The sequence below is a fragment of the Roseateles sp. genome (assembly GCF_965262435.1).
GTDB lineage: Bacteria > Pseudomonadota > Gammaproteobacteria > Burkholderiales > Burkholderiaceae_C > Paucibacter_A.
The window spans coordinates 4,397,352-4,416,861 of record NZ_OZ253537.1 but is presented as its reverse complement, the minus strand read 5'-3'; the positions used below and the strand labels follow the sequence as shown (position 1 = coordinate 4,416,861).

Sequence of the window (19,510 nt, the reverse complement as noted above, 5' to 3'; positions counted from 1 at the left end):
GACCTAGGCCTTTACAAGTTGAGAGCTGTAAGAGCCGTGAATGCAGGCCGCGAATTCACCCGGCCGAATGGTGCCGCGCGGAAAGCGCGGCAGAATTGCTCTCGCCACACGGCAACCCGTGGCAAGTGCCTGGGGCAAGTCGGCACCGCGCAAGCGCGCCGCCAGATAACCTGCGTTGAAGGTATCGCCAGCGCCGATCGAGTCGAAGACCTTCGACGGTTCAATCTGATGGCTACTCAGTTGCCCCGACTGCAGGGCCAGCGCGCCCCGCGGTCCCACCTTCACCACCAGGCTGGCGCTCGGTTTCATGAGCGCCGCAATCTGCTGCATGGCAGGCTCGATGTCCGAAACATTGGCAAGGCTTTGCGCCTCCAACTCGTTGATCAGCAGGTGGTCGCAGTGTTGCAGCCAGGCATGGACTTCCGAGCGCACGCTCTCGGTCCAGCCCTGAGAGGGCCAGCCAGTGTCTAGAGCGATTTGGTAGCCGCGTGCGGCCACCTCACGCAGCAATTCCGGATAGGCCGTTCGCAAACCCGGAAGCAGAAAGGGGCCTGTCATCAGCGCCAAGGATCCTGGCTTTGGCGTCGTATGCAGATGCGTCAGCACATGCTGAGGCGTCATCAGCTCCAGATGTCCTTGCGTGGTGAAGAAGTTGCGTTCGCCGCAGGCATGCATCAAGCCTACCGACACAGTGGTGGCACTTGCACAGACCTGCAATTGCGTTTGCACGCCGTGCAGTTGTTCGGCCAACCAGCGTCCGAGATCGTCCTGCCCAACAGATGCGATCAGCTGCGCCTGCAAGCCGAGATGACGAAGTACGAGCGCCGAGTTCGCAGCTGAACCACCAGCGCGCAATTCGCTATGCGGCAATATCAACTCGGTGCCAACCTGCGGCCAGCCGGCTATCGTGCCCATGACTAGGTCGACGCCGACGTCGCCAATGATGCCTAGATGCGGAAGTTCACTGTCCATGGGCGCCGACTGTAGGTCAGCGCTTTCGCGTCGTCAATACTTAAATCCATTGGATGTAAATATTTTTCTCTACCTGTGAGTGGCGTGCCCAAGCAACTCGGCTAGGTCCGCCTCGACGCGCCTGTCCGGCTGCAGCACGTCCAGGCGAGGCGAGAGCATTTCATGAATGGGTAACACTGCGGCCCCCAGGATTGAGCTGTCAACCTGCCGCTGTGACAGCACAATGCGCGCGCCGGACGAAGACAAGCCGCCGCGCACCGAGTGCCTCAATGGCTGCGCTTGCGCCACCAGATGCTCGACTAGGCGTTTGGGCGCGGAGCCGCCAATCACGATAGCCTGAGGATCCAGCATGTTTTCGATCATGCATATGGCGTCGCGAAGCCGTTCCGAGGCCTCGCTGCACCAGCGCATGAACAAGGTGTCGCCCGATGCATCCAGCAATTGCTCGATGGGCAATGTCCAGACCTGCTTGTCATCCACGCCCATGGCCTCGGCCAGCGAGTGCATGGACACATAACGCTCCAGGCAACCTTGGTTGCCGCAGTAGCATGCTCGGCCACCTGGCACCAGTGGCACATGCCCGATCTCGGTCGCGTTGCCGCTCGCACCGTGGTAGGCCATGCGGTTCTCGACTAGCGCGCCGCCAAGACCCAGGCCAAAGTGCAGGTAAAAGAAATTGTTCAGCGATTTGGCCTCGCCAAACAGCGTCTCGCCCAGCGCCCCGGCGACACTGTCGACACTGTGAAACAAGGGCAGGCCTGTGATGTCGCGCAGTTCATCTAGTACCGACAGATCCACCCAGCCTTCGAGGGCTGTGGGCCCGACAAAACTCAGCTCGTTCGCGCCCAGAGGGCCTGGCAAAGCAACCCCTATGCCCCACAAGCGCTCGCGTGAATTCTTGCGCAGTTGGCTCACCAGCTCCAGCATGCCAGCAAGAATCTGCCGTCGATCACGGGTATCGACCACCAGCTCTGAGCGTGCGCGGATATCTCCCACTAGGTTGACGAGCGCCGCTGAGGCCCGCCCCGGCTCCAGGCTTATGCCGATGGCTGTACCGGCGTCGGGATTTAGTTCGAAGGCGATGGGCGGCTGACCTCGCGTTTTATCGACCTTCAAACGCCGGGAAACGATCAGCCCGATCGCTTCCAGGTCGTTGGTGATGTTGGCCACCGTCTGTGGGCTCAGTGACACCCTGTCCACAATGTCCTTGCGTGACGCCGCGCCATGCTGGCGAATGAAGTCCAGTACCACGCGCCGGTTGTAGGGTGCGCTGGATTGCTGCGTCGTGCCGCGGCTTGTAGTTCTCATGCCTCAGGTTCCTTTGGACGGGGGGCGAACGACGCTCGGAAAACGCGGTGAACACAAGTCACCATGCCTGATGCCAATCGGACGCAATCCCCGGTATATTATTTACATCTATTGATTGTATTTATTGACGAAGCCAAGCGTCCAGGATATTGTCTGCGACCTAGACTGTCCTAAACACGTCCCACACCAACCTGCAAATCGCGATGATCACACCCTTCCATGTCGCTTCGAGCCGGGGCCATAGGCACGCGCTTTCTTTCATGGTACTGGCTGTCCAGGCTCTGTTGAGCTCGGTGGCGCTTGCCGATGCTCATGCTCCTGCCCCCGGCCTCACCACCGTGTCGGTGGCACTGCCCAATGCGCTGCTACTGTTGCAACTCAACCAGGTCGCGCTTGAGCGCGCCGGGCCAAAGTCGGCCATCGTCGAATACCGCGGCATGGCGGAAGCCGGCAGCTATCGCGTCACAAGCCAGGGCAAGACTGTGGCCGGAGGTGCACTTAAACCTCTGCCCGCCTTTGACGCCTGGGGGCCAGGTCGCCGTTACTTTGAAGCTGATTTCTCGGCGCTGCAAACACCTGGGCGCTACCGGGTCGAAGTACAAATCGGCACGCAGAAGGTGGTGTCGGGGCCTGTTGACGTCCTGGATCGCGCTCTCTTCAAGGTTACCGCCAGCAAGCTGGTGGACTACTTCCGCAGGAGCCGCCACCTGAATGCCAAAGACCATCGCATTCGGATTTTCGACACTGAACGTTTTGTTGATGTTTGGGGGGGGTGGCGGGATGCTGGTGGTGACACGGGCAAGTACCTTTCGCACTTGGGCTACGCAAACCACTTCAACCCCCAGCAGGCCTCGATGGCCGCCTGGGTCTTGGCCTACACAGCGCACACGGCGGCTCCGCTCTACCGCGAGGCTGGACTTTTGAAAAAAGTCGTGCAGGAATCGTTCTGGGGCGCCGACTACCTACATCGAATCCTGGATGCTGAGGGCTATTTCTACACCACGGTGTTTGACAAATGGGGGGACGCCAAGGCCGAGCGAATGGTGGTTGGCTATGAGGGCGAAGAGGGCAACTACACGCGGCTCTACCGTTCGGCCTACCGGGCCGGCGCTGGCATGGCCATCGCGGCCTTGGCGCGAGCCTCCATGCTGGCGAAGGACAGCCCTTGGTCCGGAGCTTTCTCGGGCAAGATCTATCTCGAGGATGCCGAACGCGCTTTTGCACACCTGCAGTTGGTCAACCCGCTGTACGGCGCCGACGGCAAGGAAAACATCATCGACGACTACACCGCGCTAATGGCGGCGGTAGAGTTGCACAATGCGACCAAGCAAGTCTCCTATCTCGACGCCGCGCGCCTGCGAGCGGACCAACTCATACGGCGCCAGGCTCCAGATGGAGGCTTCATCAGCGACGAGGGGCAACGGCCTTTCTATCACGCAGTCGAGGCGGGCCTGCCTATCATCAGCCTGGCGCGCTACATTGACATCGAGCCTGATCCAAACCGAGTCGAACGAGCACGCAGCACCATCGCGGCAGCACTCAAGCAGCAGTTGCGGCTTAACCAACAGGTCGCCAATCCCTACAACTACGCGCGCCAGCAGTTCAAACTTTTTAAGGATGGCAAGCTTGCCGACGAGACCCGTACCGGCTTCTTCATCCCGCACCAAAATGAAACTGGTTATTGGTGGCAAGGGGAAAGCGCAAGGCTCGCGTCGCTCACGGTTGCTGCCGTGGAGGGCGGTCGACACATGCAGCCAAGTGCTGCTGCTGCGATTGATTCGGGCGCATCCTCAGCGTTAAGCAGCTTTGCCCAGAATCAGCTTGACTGGACGCTGGGGCGAAACCCATACGGCATTAGTATGTTGTACGGCTTTGGCCATCGAAATCCACCGACTGTCCAGCAAAGCGCCGGCGACATGTATGCCGGCGGCGTCTCAAATGGCATCACCGGCGCCCCTGACAGTGACACCGGTGAAGGCATTGCATTCGCGCCAGGACCGGATGACAGCCAGTGGCGCTGGGTCGAGCAATGGGTTCCTCACTCCACATGGCTGCTTCTGGCTGCAGTTACCATGGCTCAGAAGCCCTGAGGGCCAGCGGCGTGCGGCTGCAGCACCTCCCACTAGCCATTGCTAATCTGGCGGGGGGGGGGGGGGCTTGGACTTATTAAAGGCGATCCTCAACTTTCTGCGGTACTCTGCGGCATTGTGAAAGCCCCGTGAATTCCTAATCTGCACATCGTTGTACTGGCGAATGTAGGTGTCCAAGGCTTACAAGAACTCTGCGATGGTGGCCGCAAGCGGAGAACATCTCGGTCTTGAGTCGGCCGAAGATGGCTTCGCAGACCGAACTGCCCGGCAAGCATCCTATACGTGACATTGAGCGAACTCGTTACGCTGGTGATGCGGGTTAGCGAGTCTTAAGGATATGCTCAAGCTCGTACTTGAGGTGTGAAATTACATCGACCTTTGGCTTGTCTTTGCTGAGCGCCTACCTATTTACGGTCCTCGCGGTTGCCAAGGCGGCTGCCGTGTGGCCGAGTTTCACCGGGGGGTGAGCCGCCAGTTCTACGTTGAGAGCCAAAACAGGCATCATCAGCTACATTGAGGACCATGCTGGTACGTTCAACGCAAAGGCGGCAAGCGAGGTTGCTGAGCTGGAGACTTACCAAGTCAGTGAACTTGCTGGTCGGGCTTTTGTTCTTTTGGGCGGCACCGGCAGCGGCGGGGGGGCAGATCCGGTTTGCTGTTGCAACAGGATGGGTATCTCCATTCATCCTCTTGCGCTCTGGTGAGTTGAGTGGCGGGCTGCTGTACGACTTGATGGAGCAAGTGGCACGTGAGGCCGGCGCCGAGGCGCGATATGTGATGCTACCGCCGCGCCGCGCTGCGCTAGATATGTCTGAAGGTCGCGTGGACATCCAATGCCTTGTCAGTCCCGCTTGGCGCCCGGAAGTCCCTGCCGAATTGTGGAGCCACCCGTTGTTGAAATTGGAAGACGTGTTGTTGGCTGGTCCGACGTTTCGAGGTGAGCTGACTGAACTGCTTTTAGACGTCGGAACAGCTCCGACGCTCAAGCTGGGTGTGGTGGCCGGCCACCGATACCCTGGTGTCGAGCGTTTGCTGGAGGGGGCGCAGTTGGAGGTCGAGGCGGCACCCAGCCTGCAGACCATGTTCGAAAAGCTGATGCGCGGCCGTACTGATTTGGCCGTGTCCAGTCGTTTGGCTGCAGTGCAATTCAATAAGGATAAGGTTGCCGGGGGACGGGTTCGGATCCTTCAGACAGTTGATCTGAGGTGGGGGCATTGTGTGGTGAGTGCGCGTTCAGCATTTCCTGCTGTCCAATTGTTGGCAGTCGTAAACCGAGTTGCCCAAAGCAACGAGTGGCGCGAGACGCAGATGCGATACCAACACGCCCTTTCAGCTAGACCATCGCCGCATTGATGGAAACGTCTCGGGTTGACCTCGCCCTTTGAACCTTGTTCAACTTCTAGGGTCCAGTCCAAACATGGGGCATTTCAATCTATTTTCGGGGGGGGGGCGACGTACGCGGAGACGACCGATTCGACCTACAAACTCATAGGCAAATGATTGCAAGCGTTATCAGCTAGATTGCAAGGGAGTTTTCTCCGGGCGATTCAATGCCCGGAGGTTGCTGTGAGCCAGCTGCATGCTGATAGTTGTGCAGCGGTCTGGACCGGAGCTCGGTCCAGAGCCAAGCTGCCTGCCGTGGAAGGCTGAGCTTTAGCGCTGCGCGCGCCGGCGCAGCAAGGCGAATGCGCCAAGCCCTAGGAACATCAAAGCTGTAGTTGAGGGCTCGGGAACGGCAGTCACAGCGGCATTTACAGCATTGGGTGCAAAGTCTGGAATCGCCGACACGCCCGAGACCGACACGCCATTGAAGGTGTTGCCTGTGAAACGCGGCCACAAGTTCCATGTGTAGTTGGCCTTGCTGAAGCCGTTTTCGGGCAAAACAGAGCCGGCGATGGTAGCTGTGATGGTGGAGCCGAAGATCGTGGCTGCGCCGACATTGACACCCCCACTGACGATGGAACCATTGGCATTGACCACCACCGTTCGATCGAACAATACCTGGGTCAGCCCGAGACTGTTGCCGAAGCCTGCGGTGCCTTTCCCCCGATTGAAGCCCCAGACGTAGGCAGCCAAGGAGGTCGGAGAGATATTGCCCGCCATGGTGGCAGACAGTTCAAAAACATCTCGGTTAGCGTCGTAGTTGACCCAGCTGGCGATAACATCAAACTCGCCGGTCTTAGCGCCTTTATAGGTGTTCAGAAAGTCCCCCATGGGGTCTGCGACTGTCACCGCCTGAGCAGGAGAGGCCGCCAATGCAGCCGCACTCAGGATGAGGGCCGAACTGGCTGCATAGGCTTTGTTCAATGCGCTTTGCTTCATTTGTAGTACCTAGTTGAATATCGAAGATCCGATGGAGCCGACGCCAAAATGCGTTGGCTCGGGGTGAGTACCCTCAGACCTACAAAACGTTGCTAGGCAAGACCCTCAAACTAGGGGGGGTGTATTCAAGGTAAGGCAAGGCAAGGCGCGGCAATGTTGCTGGTGAGCATGCCCTTCAAAGCTAGGCGAGCATTCAGTGTTGAACCTGGAGCTCCTTTTCTAGCGCCTCTAATGCTGCACGCAACTCGGGCAAGTAGTCGTAGCCGTCGTAGTGGCGGTCTTGTACGCCGCTGATGCCGTGGCTTTGCAGCCTGCCGCGGGTGTCCTTGCTGATCTTGACGCTGGCCAGGATGGTCTCGACTCCGCTTCGGATTCGTTTGGTCTGAAAGCCGATGACCTTTCCGCCCACTGCATCGCTTGCCCAGGCGCTCAGGGTCGAGCTGACCACATGGGTCGTGCCGACGCATTCGCCTGCGGCTGAAGAGATTGCATATTCACCCGACATGTCTAGGACCTTGATGGCTTCGAGCGCTTTGGCGGTCAGGGGCAGGGTGTGCCTTCGAGGCTGGCGACCTGGGCGGCCCTTGCAGTCGAATATGGTGATGGTGTCGGGGGTCACGTCAGCAGACTTAAGCCTGACCAATTGCTCGATTCGCTGCCCGCCGGTGAGCAGGTGCAGTCTGAGAGCCGCGCCCTTGATTCCGGGCAAATCTTTGATGCAGTTCCAGTAGGTCCGCATTTCGTCGGCTGATAGTGGGTTCTTGTCGGCCTTGTTGGCGTCGCTGTTAGCGGAGGTCTCAGCCGCGGGGTTGTGCTTGACCTGGTAGCCCTTGAAAGCAACCGGAATCTTTGGGTTCGTTTTGGCTTTGCGAGCGACCTCGTATGCCGCCCCTATGTAGGCCCTGAGCTTGTTGGCCGTGCGTTCCTTGCCGGCCTCGATCAATCGCCGACTCATGTCAGCGACTTGTTCGTCGGTCACGTCCGCAGCAGGCTGACTTGCAGTGTCAGGAAAGGCCACTATCGCGTGATTGGTCAGAATGGATTTGGCGTCCTTGAATGAGGTTCGGCCGAGCGCTTCCAGGTACAGCCAGTAGGCCTTCAGCAACTCGGCCAGCGTGTATTTGCTGCGCCGGTCAAGCTCGGCTTGGGCTTGGGCCTTTGCTGCGGCTTGGTCGTTGATGGCTTGGGCTTCGGCTTCAGCCTTGGCTTGTACCAGTCCGGCGTGCCCACCTTTGGTCTTTGCATCTTCGTGCGACAAGGCCAGTCTTGTTGCTTCAGTCGTTGCCGCCGCAATAGTCCAGCGACCTTCGCTAGGGGCTAGGGTCTTGGGAGGCAACTTACCGTCATACAGGCCAATCTCTACACGATCGGTCTCACCGTTGAATGTGTAGCGCCAATAGAGCTTCACCGCTCCTGTGGATAGCTTGCGGGCTTGCAAGGCGCCGTTTGGAATGATTTTTGCCAGCGTGGTGAACTGTCCTTGCTTCAGGCCTGCAATTGTCTCGCCAGCTGTTTTTTGTGCTTTGGTAGCCATCCTGGACCCCGTCATCTGGTGCCAGTCTGGTGCCAGTCTTGCCTCAGCATTTTGGAGCTGGTGCCAGTCTGGTGCCAGTTTTGGCGTGATTGATGCTGGAAATTCTAGGACGTTGTTGGAGGCGTTTCTATATAAATCAATGACTTGCGTTTGATTGGTTGTCCGGCTACCGCCAAGAAAATCCATGTATTTCGGACTCTTAATCCGTAGGTCGAGTGTTCGAGTCACTCAGGGCCCACCAAAAATTAAGAATGAAACCAGCACCGGATGCGAAAGCAGTCGGTGCTTTTTTCATGGTCGCTTGGAAAGCGGGCGCAGCGTCGGCCGGGTGTGGTCCTATGCCTGGAGTGACTGACTGAAGGTAAAGCAGGGTCAGCTTGGCTGCAGCCCTGTGGTGCTGAACTTCAGACCCGAGCGGTTGGGGTCTGGTCAGGGGAGCCCACCACGGCCATGGTCTGGGTGCCGGTGACGATCATGCGCACCATGACCACCAGCTGCTCGGTCAACTCGGGCAGCTTGTCCTGCGGCAAGTCCATGGCGGTGGAGCCGATGGCGAACACCAGGCGGGTGATGGCCTTGGCCGTGAGGCCCGGCTCGTACAGGCCGGTGCCATTGGCCTCGGCCAGGCGGATCAGATCCTGCCTCAGCTCTTCTTCGAAGAAACTCAGCTGGCGGTCGACGGCATGCTTGAATGCGTCCGAGCCGACCGTGCCCTCGCGCAAGAGGATGTGCAGCAGCACATCGCCCGAGCTCAGCTGGTCCATGAAGGCTTGAACGGCGCTGCGCACCACGCTGGCGCCGCCACTGGAGCGGCGCCGGGCTTCGCCGATGATGTTGCGCAGCGACAGGCCGGCCCGTTCGATCAGGGCCACGGCCAGCTCGTCCATGTCGCGGAACTGGCGGTAGAAGCTGTTCGGTGCAATGCCGGCCTCGCGGGCCACTTCGCGCAAGCTCAATGAAGAGACGCTGCGGTGCGGCCCGACCAGCTTGAGGGCTGCCTGGACGATGTCGTCGCGCGTGATCAAGGCCTTTCGCCCAGGGCCACTGACGCCCGAACTCTCGGGAAGCTCCAGCCCGATGGCGGGGCTTGGGAGATCGGCAAGTGGCGGTGGCGCGAGCGTTGGGGTCATGAAGGCGGGCGTGGCGAGGCTCGCATCATAACGAGATCTTAATTAATATACGAGCGTATATAAATCTGTATGCGTATGCATATAATGGCGCCAGTTCAGTGTTTCCCCCTGGACGGAGTGCCTTTCGTGACCGCTTTGACGACCACTGCTTCGACTTCTCTCCCAGCCTCTCAGTCCGGCCTGCTGCGCCGCTGGGCCCGTTCCTTCGTGGACCCGGCCGTGTTTGACTATTGGGCCGGCCACATCAACCGCCTGTGGACCTGGGAGCGCCCTCTGGCTCGCGTGGTCGAGCGCCAGGAGGCTGCGCTGGGCTCGGTGACCTTGGTGCTGCAGCCCAACCGGCACTGGCAGGGTTTCCTTCCCGGCCAGCACCTGAACCTCGGCGTCGAAATCGATGGCCGCCGGGTCACGCGTTCCTACAGCTTGTGCGATGTGCCGCGCGCCGATGGCCGAATCGCCGTCACGGTACAGCAGATCGATGGCGGTTTGATGTCCACGCAGCTGTGCACGCGGACCCGGGTCGGCGATGTCCTGGACATCGGCCCCGCCTATGGTGAATTGACGCTGCCAGCTCAGGGTCTGGCTCGCCACCTGCTGCTGGCGGCCGGTAGTGGCATCACGCCGCTGATGAGCTTGGTGCGTGAGCAGGCCGAACGCCAGATGCCGCAGCCCGTCACCCTGATGTACTGGGTCAAGACGGCCGCTCAGGCCTGCTTTGTGCCCGAGCTGCAGGCCCTGGCCCAGCGCTTCCCGAACTTCCAGTTTCAGCTGATCGCCACCCAGCAAGGCGGCCGCCGCATCGATGCCGAACTGCTGGCTCCGCGCTTGGCTGCGGGTGCCGGTCAGCTGCAGGCTCTGGCTTGCGGCCCGGGTGGCTTTGCCGCGCTGGCGCGCGAGCTGCTGAGCGGCCAGGTCGCAAGTTTCAAGGCCGAGGCTTTCACACCCGCTGTGCCGCTGAACACCGACAGCAAGCACCAGGTGCAAGTGGAGCTGCGCCGTTCCGGTCGCACGCTGGAGGTGGCCTCGGGCATGTCCCTTCTGGCCGCCCTGGAAGCCCAAGGTCTGCGCCCGCAGTCGGGTTGCCGCATGGGCATCTGCCACAGCTGCGTCTGCACCAAGCATGAAGGCTTGGCCGAAGACATGAACACCGGCGAGCGCTGCAGCGAGCCCAATAGCGCGATTCGCATCTGCGTCAGCCGCGCCTGTACCGACCTCAGTTTGGATCTGTAAACAGCCATGAGCAAGTCCCTGACCCGCAATCTGTCTCACGACGAGCTGGAGAAGTTCGGCGCTGAAATCGAGGCCCTGCGTGCCCGCACCGTGGCCGATCTGGGCGTGCGCGATGCGCGCTACATCCGCAACATCTTCAAGACCGTGCGCTGGACCGAGGTGATCGGCCGCGCCGCGCTGATGATCGGTGCCTTCCTGCCCATGCCTTGGATGATCGGCTTCTGGATCGTCGGCGCCTTGAGCCTGGGCCTGTCCAAGATTCTCGACAATATGGAGCTGGGCCATAACGTCATCCATGGTCAGTTCGACTGGATGGGCGACCCCAAGTTCCAGGGCAAGAGTTTCGAGTGGGACATCGTTGGCACCAGCGACAACTGGCGCAAGACCCACAACTTCCGCCATCACACCTACACCAACATCCACGGCCTCGACGACGACATCGGCTACGGTCTGCTGCGCCTTTTCCCCGAGCAGAAGTGGCAGCCGCTGGCGCTGATCCAGCCGATTGTTGCGGTCTTCTTTGCGCTGTTCTTCCAATGGGGCGTGGCCATCCAGAATCTGCCCAAGGGCGGCTATTTCGGCAAGCATGGCCGGGCTGCGCGCCGTGAGCTGAAGGTGGCTGGCCGCAAGATCTCGCACCAGCTGATCAAGGATTACCTGATCTTCCCGGCCCTGGCCGGCCCGGGTTTCCTGGTGGTACTGACGGGCAATCTGGTCGCCAATATGCTGCGCAATGTCTGGACCTACACCATCATCTTCTGCGGCCACTTCACCACCGAGGTCGAGACCTTCCACCGCAATGTGCTGAAGAACGAAACGCGCGCCCACTGGTACTGGCGCCAGATCCGCGGCTCCAGCAATCTGGCCGGCGGCTTTGTGCTGAACACGCTCTCGGGCAACTTGAGCCACCAGATCGAGCACCACCTCTTCCCCGATGTGCCCGCCAATCGCTATGTCGAAATGGCACCGGCGGTGCGCGACATCTGCCGCCGCTACGGCGTGCACTACAACACCGGCTCGCTGTCCAAACAGTTCGCTCAGGTGATCTGGCGCATCGTGCGCCACAGCTTCCCGAGCCGGCCGAGCCGCGCCCGCGTGGCCAGCCTGCAAAGCTGAGCGCCGGGTTTCAGCCAGGCAAGGAAAAGGGCGGGGCGCCATCGGCGCTCCGCCCTTTGTTACGTTTCAGGTCTGCTTGGGTCCGATTGCTCACCAGATGCGCAGGCGCTCCGCAGCCGGCTTGAACAAGGCGTCACCGGCCTTGGTGCCGAAGGCCTCGTGGAAGCCGTCGTGGTTGCTGACCGTGCCATTGGCGCGGAACTCGCCGGGCGAGTGGCTGTCCGTGGTCAACTGCTGCAGCATGCGTTCGTCTCGGTACTTGTTGCGCCAGACCTGCGAGAAGCCCAGGAAGAAGCGCTGCGCGCCGGTCGTGCCGCCGATCACCGGCGCCGGCTTGCCGCCCAGGGAGCGCAGATAGGCCTTGTAGGCGATCTGCAGGCCGGACAGGTCGGCGATGTTCTCGCCCAGGGTCAGGCGGCCGTTGATGTGCTTACCGGGCAGGGGCTGGTAGCCCTCGTACTGCGCCACCAGCTTGGCGGCGATGGCTTCGAAGGCGGCGCGGTCTTCTTTGGTCCACCAGTCGCGCAGCACGCCGTCGCCGTCGAACTGGCTGCCGCGGTCGTCAAAGCCGTGGCTGATCTCATGACCGATGACGGCACCGATGGCGCCGTAGTTGATGGCGTCGTCCGCTTCCATGCTGAAGAAGGGCGGCTGCAGGATGGCGGCCGGGAACACGATCTCGTTGGCCGAGCCGCGGTAGTAGGCGTTGACGGTCTGCGGCGTCATGCCCCATTCCTTGCGGTCACCGGCTGGCCGGCCTTGGCCACCATCTGCGCCCAGGCGAAGCGCGCGGCGCGCTGGCTGTTGCCGAAGGCGTCACCGGGCTTGACCTCCAGGCGGCTGTAGTCGCGCCACTGCTCGGGGTAGCCGATCTTGGTCGTGTACTTGGACAGCTTGTCCTGGGCCTGTGCCTTGGTGGCCGGGCTCATCCAGCTCAGGCCATCGATCGAGTCCTTGTAGGCGGCCATCAAATTGGCCACCAGGGTCTGCATGCGGGCCTTGTAGGCGGCCGGGAAATGGCGCGCCACCCAGAGCTGGCCCACCGCCTCGCCGAGCGCGCTGTTGCTGTCGTTGATGGACTGCTGCCAGCGCGGCAGCTCGGTCTTGGCGCCGGTCAGAGCCTGGCGGAAGGCGAAGTTGGCCTCGCGCACGGCCTTGGGCAGCACATCGGCGCTGCGGCTCAGGGCATGCAGGCGCAGGTAGAGCTTCCAGTCCTCCAGCGGCTGCTCGGCCAGCAGGCCGGCCAGGGCGCGGATGGCGCTGGGCTGGGCCACATCGATGCTGGTGGTCTTGCCCAGGCCGGCCGATTCCAGATAGGCCGTCCAGTCGAAGCCGGGCGCCTGCTCGCGCAGATCGGCCACGCGGGTCGGGTTGTTGGTCTTGACCGGGTTGCGGTTGTCGACCTTGTCCCAATGCACGGTGGCGATGCGCTCTTCCAGGGCCAGCACGCGCTGGGCGGCCGCTGCCGGCTCGGCCTCGCCAGCGAAGCCGGCCAGCTGGCTCAGATAGGCGCGGTAGGCCTCGCGAGCCTTGGCCATGCGGGCGTCGTCCTTGAGCAGGTAGTAGTCGCGGTCGGGCAGACCCAGGCCGCTCTGGCCCATGCGCACGCCGTTCATCTTGGGGTTCTTGGCCTCGGCCGTCACGCCCACGCGCACCGGCGAGGCGGCGAACAGTTGCGAGCGGCCCAGCCACTGCGCCAGCGCGCCTCGGTCCTTGATGGCCGAGATCTCTTTGAGCATGGGCTGGATGGGCGCCAGGCCGGCGCGCTCGATCGCTTCGGTGTCGAGGTGGCTGCGGTAGTAGTCGGCGATCTTCTGGGCATTGCTGCCGGCGGCGTGCTGGCCGCGCGCCAGCTCGTCGATCAGGGCGCGCACGCGTGCGTCGGATTGGTCGATCAGCAGATCGAAGCTGCCATAACGCGATTTGTCAGCGGGGATCTCGGTGTTCTTGAGCCACAGGCCGTTGACGGCGCGGAAGAGATCGTCCTGCGGCCGCACGCTGGGGTCGAAGCTGCTGCGGTCCAGGCCCTGGATGCTGGGCGCGGCAGATTCTGCGGCCAGGGCCGGGCCGGCGCCGAAGGCCAGCTGGGTCAGCAAGGCCAGGGTGGCGAGCTTGAACGGGGTTTTCATCATCAACATGGGCAGGTTATTCCTGAAAAAGGGGCGGGGTCGAAGGCGGGCGCTCACCAGATGCGGATGCGCTCGCCCTCGGGCTTGAACAGGCGGTCGCCCTTGCGGGTGCCGAAGGCTTGGTGGAAGGCGTCGTGGTTGACCACGCCGCCGTTGGCGCGGAACTGGCCCGGCGAATGCGGGTCGGCCATCAGCTGTTGCAGCAGCAGGGGCGGGCGCACCTTCTCGCGCCAGATCTGCGCGAAGCCGAGGAAGAAGCGCTGCTCACCGGTGTAGCCATCCAGCACCGGCGCCGGCTTGCCGCCCAGCGAGGCTTGGTAGGCCTTGTAGGCGATTTGCAGGCCTGACAGGTCGGCGATGTTCTCGCCCAAGGTCAGCTGGCCATTGACGCGCTTGCCGGGCAGGGCCTGGTAGGCGCTGAACTGCTGGGCCAGGCGCTGGCCCAGGGCCTCGAAGGCCTTGCGGTCGGCCGGCTGCCACCAGTCGCGCAGCATGCCGTCGCCGTCGTACTGGGCGCCTTGGTCGTCGAAGCCGTGGCTGATCTCGTGGCCGATCACGGCACCGATGCCGCCGTAGTTGACCGCGTCATCGGCCTTCATGTCGAAGAAGGGTGGCTGCAGGATGGCGGCCGGGAAGACGATCTCGTTGAAGGTCTCGTTGTAATAGGCATTGACCTGCTGCGGCACCATGCCCCATTCGCTGCGGTCGACCTTCTGGCCCAGCTTGGCGGCCTCGCGGGCCCAGGCGAACTGCGCCGCGCGCTGCTGGTTGCCCAGCGCGTCGCCGGCCTTGACCTGCAGGGCGCTGTAATCGCGCCAGGTGTCGGGGTAGCCGATCTTGACCAGGTATTTGGACAGCTTGTCCTGGGCTTGCAGCTGGGTTTCGGGCGTCATCCAGCTCAGGCCGTCGACCGAGCTTTTGTAGGCGGCCAGGAGATTGGCCACCAGCTCCTGCATGCGCGCCTTTTGCTGCGGCGGGAAATGCTGGGCCACGTAGAGCTCGCCCACGGCTTCGCCCAGGGCTTCGTTGATCGCATCCACGCCTTGCTTCCAGCGCGGCAGCTCTTGCTGCGTGCCGCTCATGGCGCGGCCGTGGAAGGCAAAGGCCGCGGCGCGGAAGGGCTGGGGCAGCACGGCGGCGTGGGCGTCCAGGGTGTGCAGCTTGGCGTAGAGCTTCCAGTCGGCCAGCGGCGCCTCGGCCAGCAGCTGGGCCAGGCCGCGGATGGCGCTGGGCTGGGCCACGGTCAGCTTGTCTACGTTTTTGAGTTGGGCGGCGGCGAAGAAGGCGTTCCAGTCCATGCCTGGCGCGGCCGCGCTCAGCTCGGCCGGCGTCATCGGGTTGTAGGTCTTTTGCACATCGCGGCTGCTGACCACGTCCCAATGCGCCTTGGCCATGCTCGTTTCCAGGGCCAGCACGCGGCGTGCGGCCTCGGCCGGCTGGGTTTCGCCGCTCAAGCGGGCCAGCTTGCCCAAGTAAGCCAGATAGGCGCTGCGCGCCTTGGCCAGGCTGGGGTCACGCGGGTTCAGGTAGTAGTCGCGCTCGGGCAGGCCCAGCCCGGACTGGGCCAGCTGCAGGCGGTTGATCATGGGCTGCTTGGGGTCGGGGCCGATGGCCAGACGCAGGGGCTGGCTGATCTGCCCTTGCGCACGCGCCAACCACGCCAACAGCTGCTCGCGGCTGGCGAGCGCCGCGATCTCGTCCAACTGCGGCTGCAGCGCTGCCAGACCCAGGCGGTCGATGGCAGCGCTGTCCTGGAAAGCGGCGTAGAACAGGCCGATCTTGGCCTCCTTGCTGCCCTCGGCCTGAGGCTGGGCGGCCAGGCCCTCGGCCAAGCCGCGCACGCGTTGGTCGCTGAGTTCGGCCAGCTTTTCAAAGCTGCCCCAGGACCCCTTGTCGGCCGGGATGGTGGTGGCTTTGATCCAGGCGCCATTGCTGGCGCGGAAGAGGTCGTCCTGGGGCCGGACCTTGCGGTCGAAATGGGGCAGGTCCAGCCCTGAAACGGCTGGGGCGGCTGCTGCGGCCAGGGCACTGGCACTCAGGCCCGAGAGGCTGGACAGGCCGGCCACGTGCAGCAAGGCCACCAGGGTGCAATGTTTGAAGGCGTTCATGGCGCGAGTTCAGAGATCAGAGATCGGAAAAAGAAAATGCCCGGCTTCCTGCGAAACCGGGCATCTGCAATCAAGAAAAGAAGCTCATGTGGAGATCGGTCGGCTCGAGCCTACCCGGCATGGCCGGGTGTGCCGAAAGTCAGCGCTCGGGAGTTTCCCGAGTCGAACTCCAGTCCGCGTTCAATTCAGCGAGACGGGCTGACCCTGAACCCAGACCTGCTGCAGCTGCAGCTCAGGGTCGAACACCACCACATCGGCCCAGGCGCCGGCCTGCAGGCGGCCGCGCTCGGCCAGGCCCAGGTAGTCGGCCGGGTTGCGCGACAGGCGTGCCGAGGCGTCTTCCACGCTGAGGCCCACCTCAACCAGATTGCGCAAGGCTTGGTCCATGGTCAGGGCGCTGCCGGCCAGCGAACCGGTGGCCAGGCGCACGCAGCCCAGGCACTTGAGCACGCGCTGCGAGCCCAGGCTGTATTCGCCGTCCGGCATGCCGGTGGCGGCGGTGGCGTCGGTCACGCAGTAGAGCTTGGGGATGGCGCGCAGGGCCGCGCGCATGGCGCCCGGGTGCACATGCTGCAGATCGGGGATCAGCTCCGCGTACTCGGCATGGGCCAGGGCTGCGCCCACCATGCCAGGCTCGTAGTGATTGAGGCCCGGCATTCCGTTGAACAGATGGGTGAAGCCGGCCACGCCGGCCTTGAGCGCGGCCACGCCGTCTTCGTAGCTGCCGGCGCTGTGGCCGATCTGTACGCGGATGCCCAGGGCGCTGAGCTCGGGGATCAGGGCCAGATGGCCGGGGATCTCGGGCGCCAGGGTCAGCACTTTGATGGCCGCCAAGGCAGAGAAGGCCTGCACCGCCTCCAGCGTGGCGCGGCTGACGATGTCGGGCTGGGCACCGAGCCGGCGTGAGCTCAGGTAAGGGCCTTCCAAGTGCACGCCGATGATGCGCGCCTCTTCGGCCTGCGGCTCGGCCATCACCGCGCCAATGCCTTGCAAGGCGCGCTCGATATCGCCTTGCGGCGCAGTCATGGTGGTGGCCAGCAGGCTGGTTGTGCCGTGGCGGGCGTGTGCGCGCGCCACGGTGCGGGCGCTTTCGCCGCCCTCCATGATGTCCACGCCCAGGCCGCCGTGCACATGCAGGTCGACAAAGCCGGGCAGGATCAGCCGGTCCACGGGCGCGCTGGCGTCCTCATGCAGGGCGGCGATGCGCCCGTCGGCTTGGAGTTCGAGATGGCCGCGCACCCAGCCCTGAGGGCCGAGGATGCGACCCGAGAGGGACTGCTGCGGGTTCATGGGATTGCAGCGTTAGGGATTTGCATTGCAGGAGCGCGGTGGAGCGCTCAATCCACCACGATGAGTTCGATGCCGAGGCGCAGCAAACCTTCGCGGTACTCCTGGCTGATGCCCGCATCGGTGATGACGGTGTGCACGCGGTCCATCTGGATGATGCGGTGCAGGCTGACCCTGCCGAACTTGGAGGCGTCGGTGACGACGAAGACCTTTTTGGCGCGCTCGACCATCTTGCGGTTGATGCTGGCTTCGGCCTCGTGGTGGGTGGTGATGCCGAACTGCAGGTCCAGGCCGTCCACGCCGAGAAACAGCTTGTCGAAGTTGTAGCCGTTCAGGCTGGCCTCGGCCTGCGAGCCCTGGATGGACAGCGACTTCTTGCGCAGCAGGCCGCCGGTCAGCATCAGCTCCACACCCTCGGCATCGGCCAGCTCCCAGGCGATGTTCAGACCGTTGGTCATCACTGTCACGCGGGCGTCGGCCGGCAGGTGGCGCAGATGGCGGGCCAGGGGCATGGTGGTGGTGCCCGAGTCGATGATGATGTTGTCGCCCGGCTCGACCAGGGCGGCCGCGCGAGCGCCGATGCGTTCCTTCAGCGTCGAGTTCAGCTCATCCTTCTGGCGTATGTTCTGCTCCTGCGGCGGCATGCGGTTCATGCTGGCGCCACCGTAGTTGCGGGTGACCAGGCCCTGGTCCTCGAAGACGCTCAGGTCGGTGCGAATGGTCACGGCCGACACGCCCATCATGGGCACCAGGTCGGCCACCTGCACGCTGCCTTGCTCCATCAGCATCTGCAGGATCTGTTCGCGCCGCTCGCGGGTATTCCTCATGGACTCTTGGCTTTCGATTCAAGAAATTTTATGGGCTCAAACTCAAGCTGGCTCGTGGCTGGCTTAGTTGGAAGCTTGTGATCGGAATGAATCTTAGTTGAACGAAAGAATCGAGGCATTGGTACTTTCGATGTGTCGGCGGTGCTCACGCGGCGTTGCGGTTGCGTGCACAGGCCCTGGCATAGCGGGCCAGCTCCAGCCCCACCTTGTGGCGGGCCAGGGCTGCGGGCTCGGCCGCCAGCTCGCCGGCCAGCACGGCCTCGAACTGCTGCGGCAGGTGCTGGCTCAGCAAGGGCAGGGGAATGCCGCTGGCCTTCAGATTGGCGATCAGGCGCTGCAGGGCGGCTTGCACCTCGGACTCGCCCCAGTAGTAGCGGCAGCGGTCGCTGAAGGCAAAGCGGCGCAGCAGGCGCTGCTCCTCCGGGCTGCCGGCGTAGTGCTTGGCCCAATGCTTGGGTTGCTCCAGCATGCAGCGCTCGAGCGCGCCGGGCAGATCGGCTTGGTGCTCGGCCGGCAGCAGTTCGCGCTCGATGGCCGAGAGTGCGAACCAGGCCTCGCGCAGGGCAAACGTCACCGCCGGGCCGACCTTGAGGATGGCGTAGTGGTCGCGCACCAGGGCGTGCAGCGAGGCTTCGGTCTGGTAGTCGGTCGAGTGGGCCTCGAAGACCAGGCGCGCCTGGGTTTCGATGAAGGCCGACAGCGCCTCTGCGGCGGCCGGCTGGTAATGCTGGACCTGGCTGTGGTCGAAATCGACGCCGGGCTGCACCACCATGGCGATCACGCGCAGCCAGGCCGCATCCAGGCCCTGGGCCGCAAATGCCTGCTCATGCACGGCCAAGGTGGCGGCCGCTGCGGCCGGCGCGGTGACGGCCACGCCGCCGCCCAGCGAGGCCTCGCCGCCCGGCACCGGCACCTCGGTGCCGATCACATAGACCGGCGGCTGCAAACCCAGGCGCGTGGCCGTGGCCTCGGCCACCAGGGCCAGGTCGGCCGAGCGCGCGGCCACGGTCGCGTCGCTGAGCGGCGGGGCGTCGTCGGCGCAGGCCATGCTGCAGTCGAGGTGGATCTTCTCGAAGCCCGCCGCCACATAGGCCTCGATCAGCACGCGGGCATGGCCCATGGCCTCGGCGGCCGGCAGATGCTGCCAGGCATTGGGGCCCAGGTGGTCACCGCCCAAGGCGATGCGATCGAGCGGGAAGTGAGCCTCGGCCGCCAAGGCCTGCACATAGTCGCGGAACTGCGGCGGCGTCATGCCGGTGTAGCCGCCGAATTGGTCCACCTGGTTGGAGGTCGATTCGATCAGCAGCGGTGTGCCGTAGCTGCGCGCCACCGCCATCGCCGCTTGCAGCACGAAAGGATTGGCCGAGCAGACGCTGTAGAGGCCGACGGGCTGGCCGTTGCGGTGGGCGGTGATGGTGGCGAGCAAATGGGACATGGGGGCAGGCAGAAAGAGGAAC

At 63.3% G+C, this 19,510-nt stretch carries 15 protein-coding genes; 4 read left to right on the top strand and 11 right to left on the bottom strand.

Annotated elements, in window-relative coordinates; all coding sequences use genetic code 11:
- Nucleotides 1–3 precede the first annotated feature (3 nt).
- Nucleotides 4–972: a carbohydrate kinase family protein gene (locus tag ACQY39_RS18965; protein WP_428508883.1), complete on the bottom strand. Its 969-nt coding sequence runs from the start codon at nt 970–972 to the stop codon at nt 4–6.
- Between the two features lie 69 nt (nt 973–1,041).
- Nucleotides 1,042–2,280: an ROK family protein gene (locus tag ACQY39_RS18960; protein WP_428508881.1), complete on the bottom strand. Its 1,239-nt coding sequence runs from the start codon at nt 2,278–2,280 to the stop codon at nt 1,042–1,044.
- Nucleotides 2,281–2,483: 203 nt separating this feature from the next.
- On the opposite strand from ACQY39_RS18960, the gene ACQY39_RS18955 reads away from it, so the two are divergent.
- Entirely contained in the window at nt 2,484–4,370 is a 1,887-nt protein-coding gene (locus ACQY39_RS18955) for a glycoside hydrolase family 9 protein (RefSeq protein ID WP_428508879.1), read from the top strand.
- 585 nt (nt 4,371–4,955) lie between these two features.
- Nucleotides 4,956–5,723, top strand: coding sequence for a substrate-binding periplasmic protein (locus tag ACQY39_RS18950; protein ID WP_428508877.1), 768 nt, complete (start codon nt 4,956–4,958; stop codon nt 5,721–5,723).
- A 300-nt stretch (nt 5,724–6,023) separates the two neighbouring features.
- On the opposite strand, the gene ACQY39_RS18945 is transcribed toward ACQY39_RS18950, so the two are convergent.
- The 3 genes from ACQY39_RS18945 to fabR all read right to left on the bottom strand — a co-directional run bounded on the left by ACQY39_RS18945 (nt 6,024) and on the right by fabR (nt 9,356).
- On the bottom strand, nt 6,024–6,692 hold the full coding sequence (locus ACQY39_RS18945) for a PEP-CTERM sorting domain-containing protein (RefSeq protein ID WP_428508875.1): 669 nt from the start codon (nt 6,690–6,692) through the stop codon (nt 6,024–6,026).
- Between the two features lie 193 nt (nt 6,693–6,885).
- Entirely contained in the window at nt 6,886–8,412 is a 1,527-nt protein-coding gene (locus ACQY39_RS18940; protein WP_428508873.1) for a tyrosine-type recombinase/integrase, read from the bottom strand.
- Nucleotides 8,413–8,630: 218 nt separating this feature from the next.
- The gene (gene fabR, locus ACQY39_RS18935; protein ID WP_428508871.1) at nt 8,631–9,356 is read right to left on the bottom strand and encodes an HTH-type transcriptional repressor FabR; all 726 of its coding nucleotides are present in this window, start codon (nt 9,354–9,356) and stop codon (nt 8,631–8,633) included.
- A 126-nt stretch (nt 9,357–9,482) separates the two neighbouring features.
- Between fabR and ACQY39_RS18930 the strand changes: the two genes are divergently transcribed.
- Nucleotides 9,483–10,586: a ferredoxin reductase gene (locus tag ACQY39_RS18930; RefSeq protein ID WP_428508869.1), complete on the top strand. Its 1,104-nt coding sequence runs from the start codon at nt 9,483–9,485 to the stop codon at nt 10,584–10,586.
- 6 nt (nt 10,587–10,592) lie between these two features.
- Complete coding sequence (locus ACQY39_RS18925) at nt 10,593–11,702, top strand: fatty acid desaturase family protein (protein WP_428508867.1); 1,110 nt, start codon at nt 10,593–10,595, stop codon at nt 11,700–11,702.
- Nucleotides 11,703–11,792: 90 nt separating this feature from the next.
- On the opposite strand, the gene ACQY39_RS18920 is transcribed toward ACQY39_RS18925, so the two are convergent.
- The 6 genes from ACQY39_RS18920 to ACQY39_RS18895 all read right to left on the bottom strand — a co-directional run bounded on the left by ACQY39_RS18920 (nt 11,793) and on the right by ACQY39_RS18895 (nt 19,488).
- Complete coding sequence (locus tag ACQY39_RS18920; protein WP_428508865.1) at nt 11,793–12,428, bottom strand: M13-type metalloendopeptidase; 636 nt, start codon at nt 12,426–12,428, stop codon at nt 11,793–11,795.
- Nucleotides 12,425–13,840: a hypothetical protein gene (locus ACQY39_RS18915; protein ID WP_428508863.1), complete on the bottom strand. Its 1,416-nt coding sequence runs from the start codon at nt 13,838–13,840 to the stop codon at nt 12,425–12,427. Before ACQY39_RS18915 ends, ACQY39_RS18920 begins: the two co-directional genes overlap by 4 nt.
- Nucleotides 13,841–13,884: 44 nt before the next feature.
- Nucleotides 13,885–15,939 carry a M13 family metallopeptidase gene (locus tag ACQY39_RS18910; RefSeq protein WP_428508861.1) on the bottom strand — a complete coding sequence of 685 codons (2,055 nt, stop codon included), beginning with the start codon at nt 15,937–15,939 and terminating at the stop codon, nt 13,885–13,887.
- 180 nt (nt 15,940–16,119) lie between these two features.
- Nucleotides 16,120–17,229: an N-acetylglucosamine-6-phosphate deacetylase gene (gene nagA, locus ACQY39_RS18905; protein WP_428508859.1), complete on the bottom strand. Its 1,110-nt coding sequence runs from the start codon at nt 17,227–17,229 to the stop codon at nt 16,120–16,122.
- Between the two features lie 47 nt (nt 17,230–17,276).
- Nucleotides 17,277–18,053: a DeoR family transcriptional regulator gene (locus ACQY39_RS18900; protein WP_428508857.1), complete on the bottom strand. Its 777-nt coding sequence runs from the start codon at nt 18,051–18,053 to the stop codon at nt 17,277–17,279.
- A 145-nt stretch (nt 18,054–18,198) separates the two neighbouring features.
- Nucleotides 18,199–19,488, bottom strand: coding sequence for a D-tagatose-bisphosphate aldolase, class II, non-catalytic subunit (locus tag ACQY39_RS18895; RefSeq protein WP_428508855.1), 1,290 nt, complete (start codon nt 19,486–19,488; stop codon nt 18,199–18,201).
- Nucleotides 19,489–19,510: the final 22 nt, after the last annotated feature.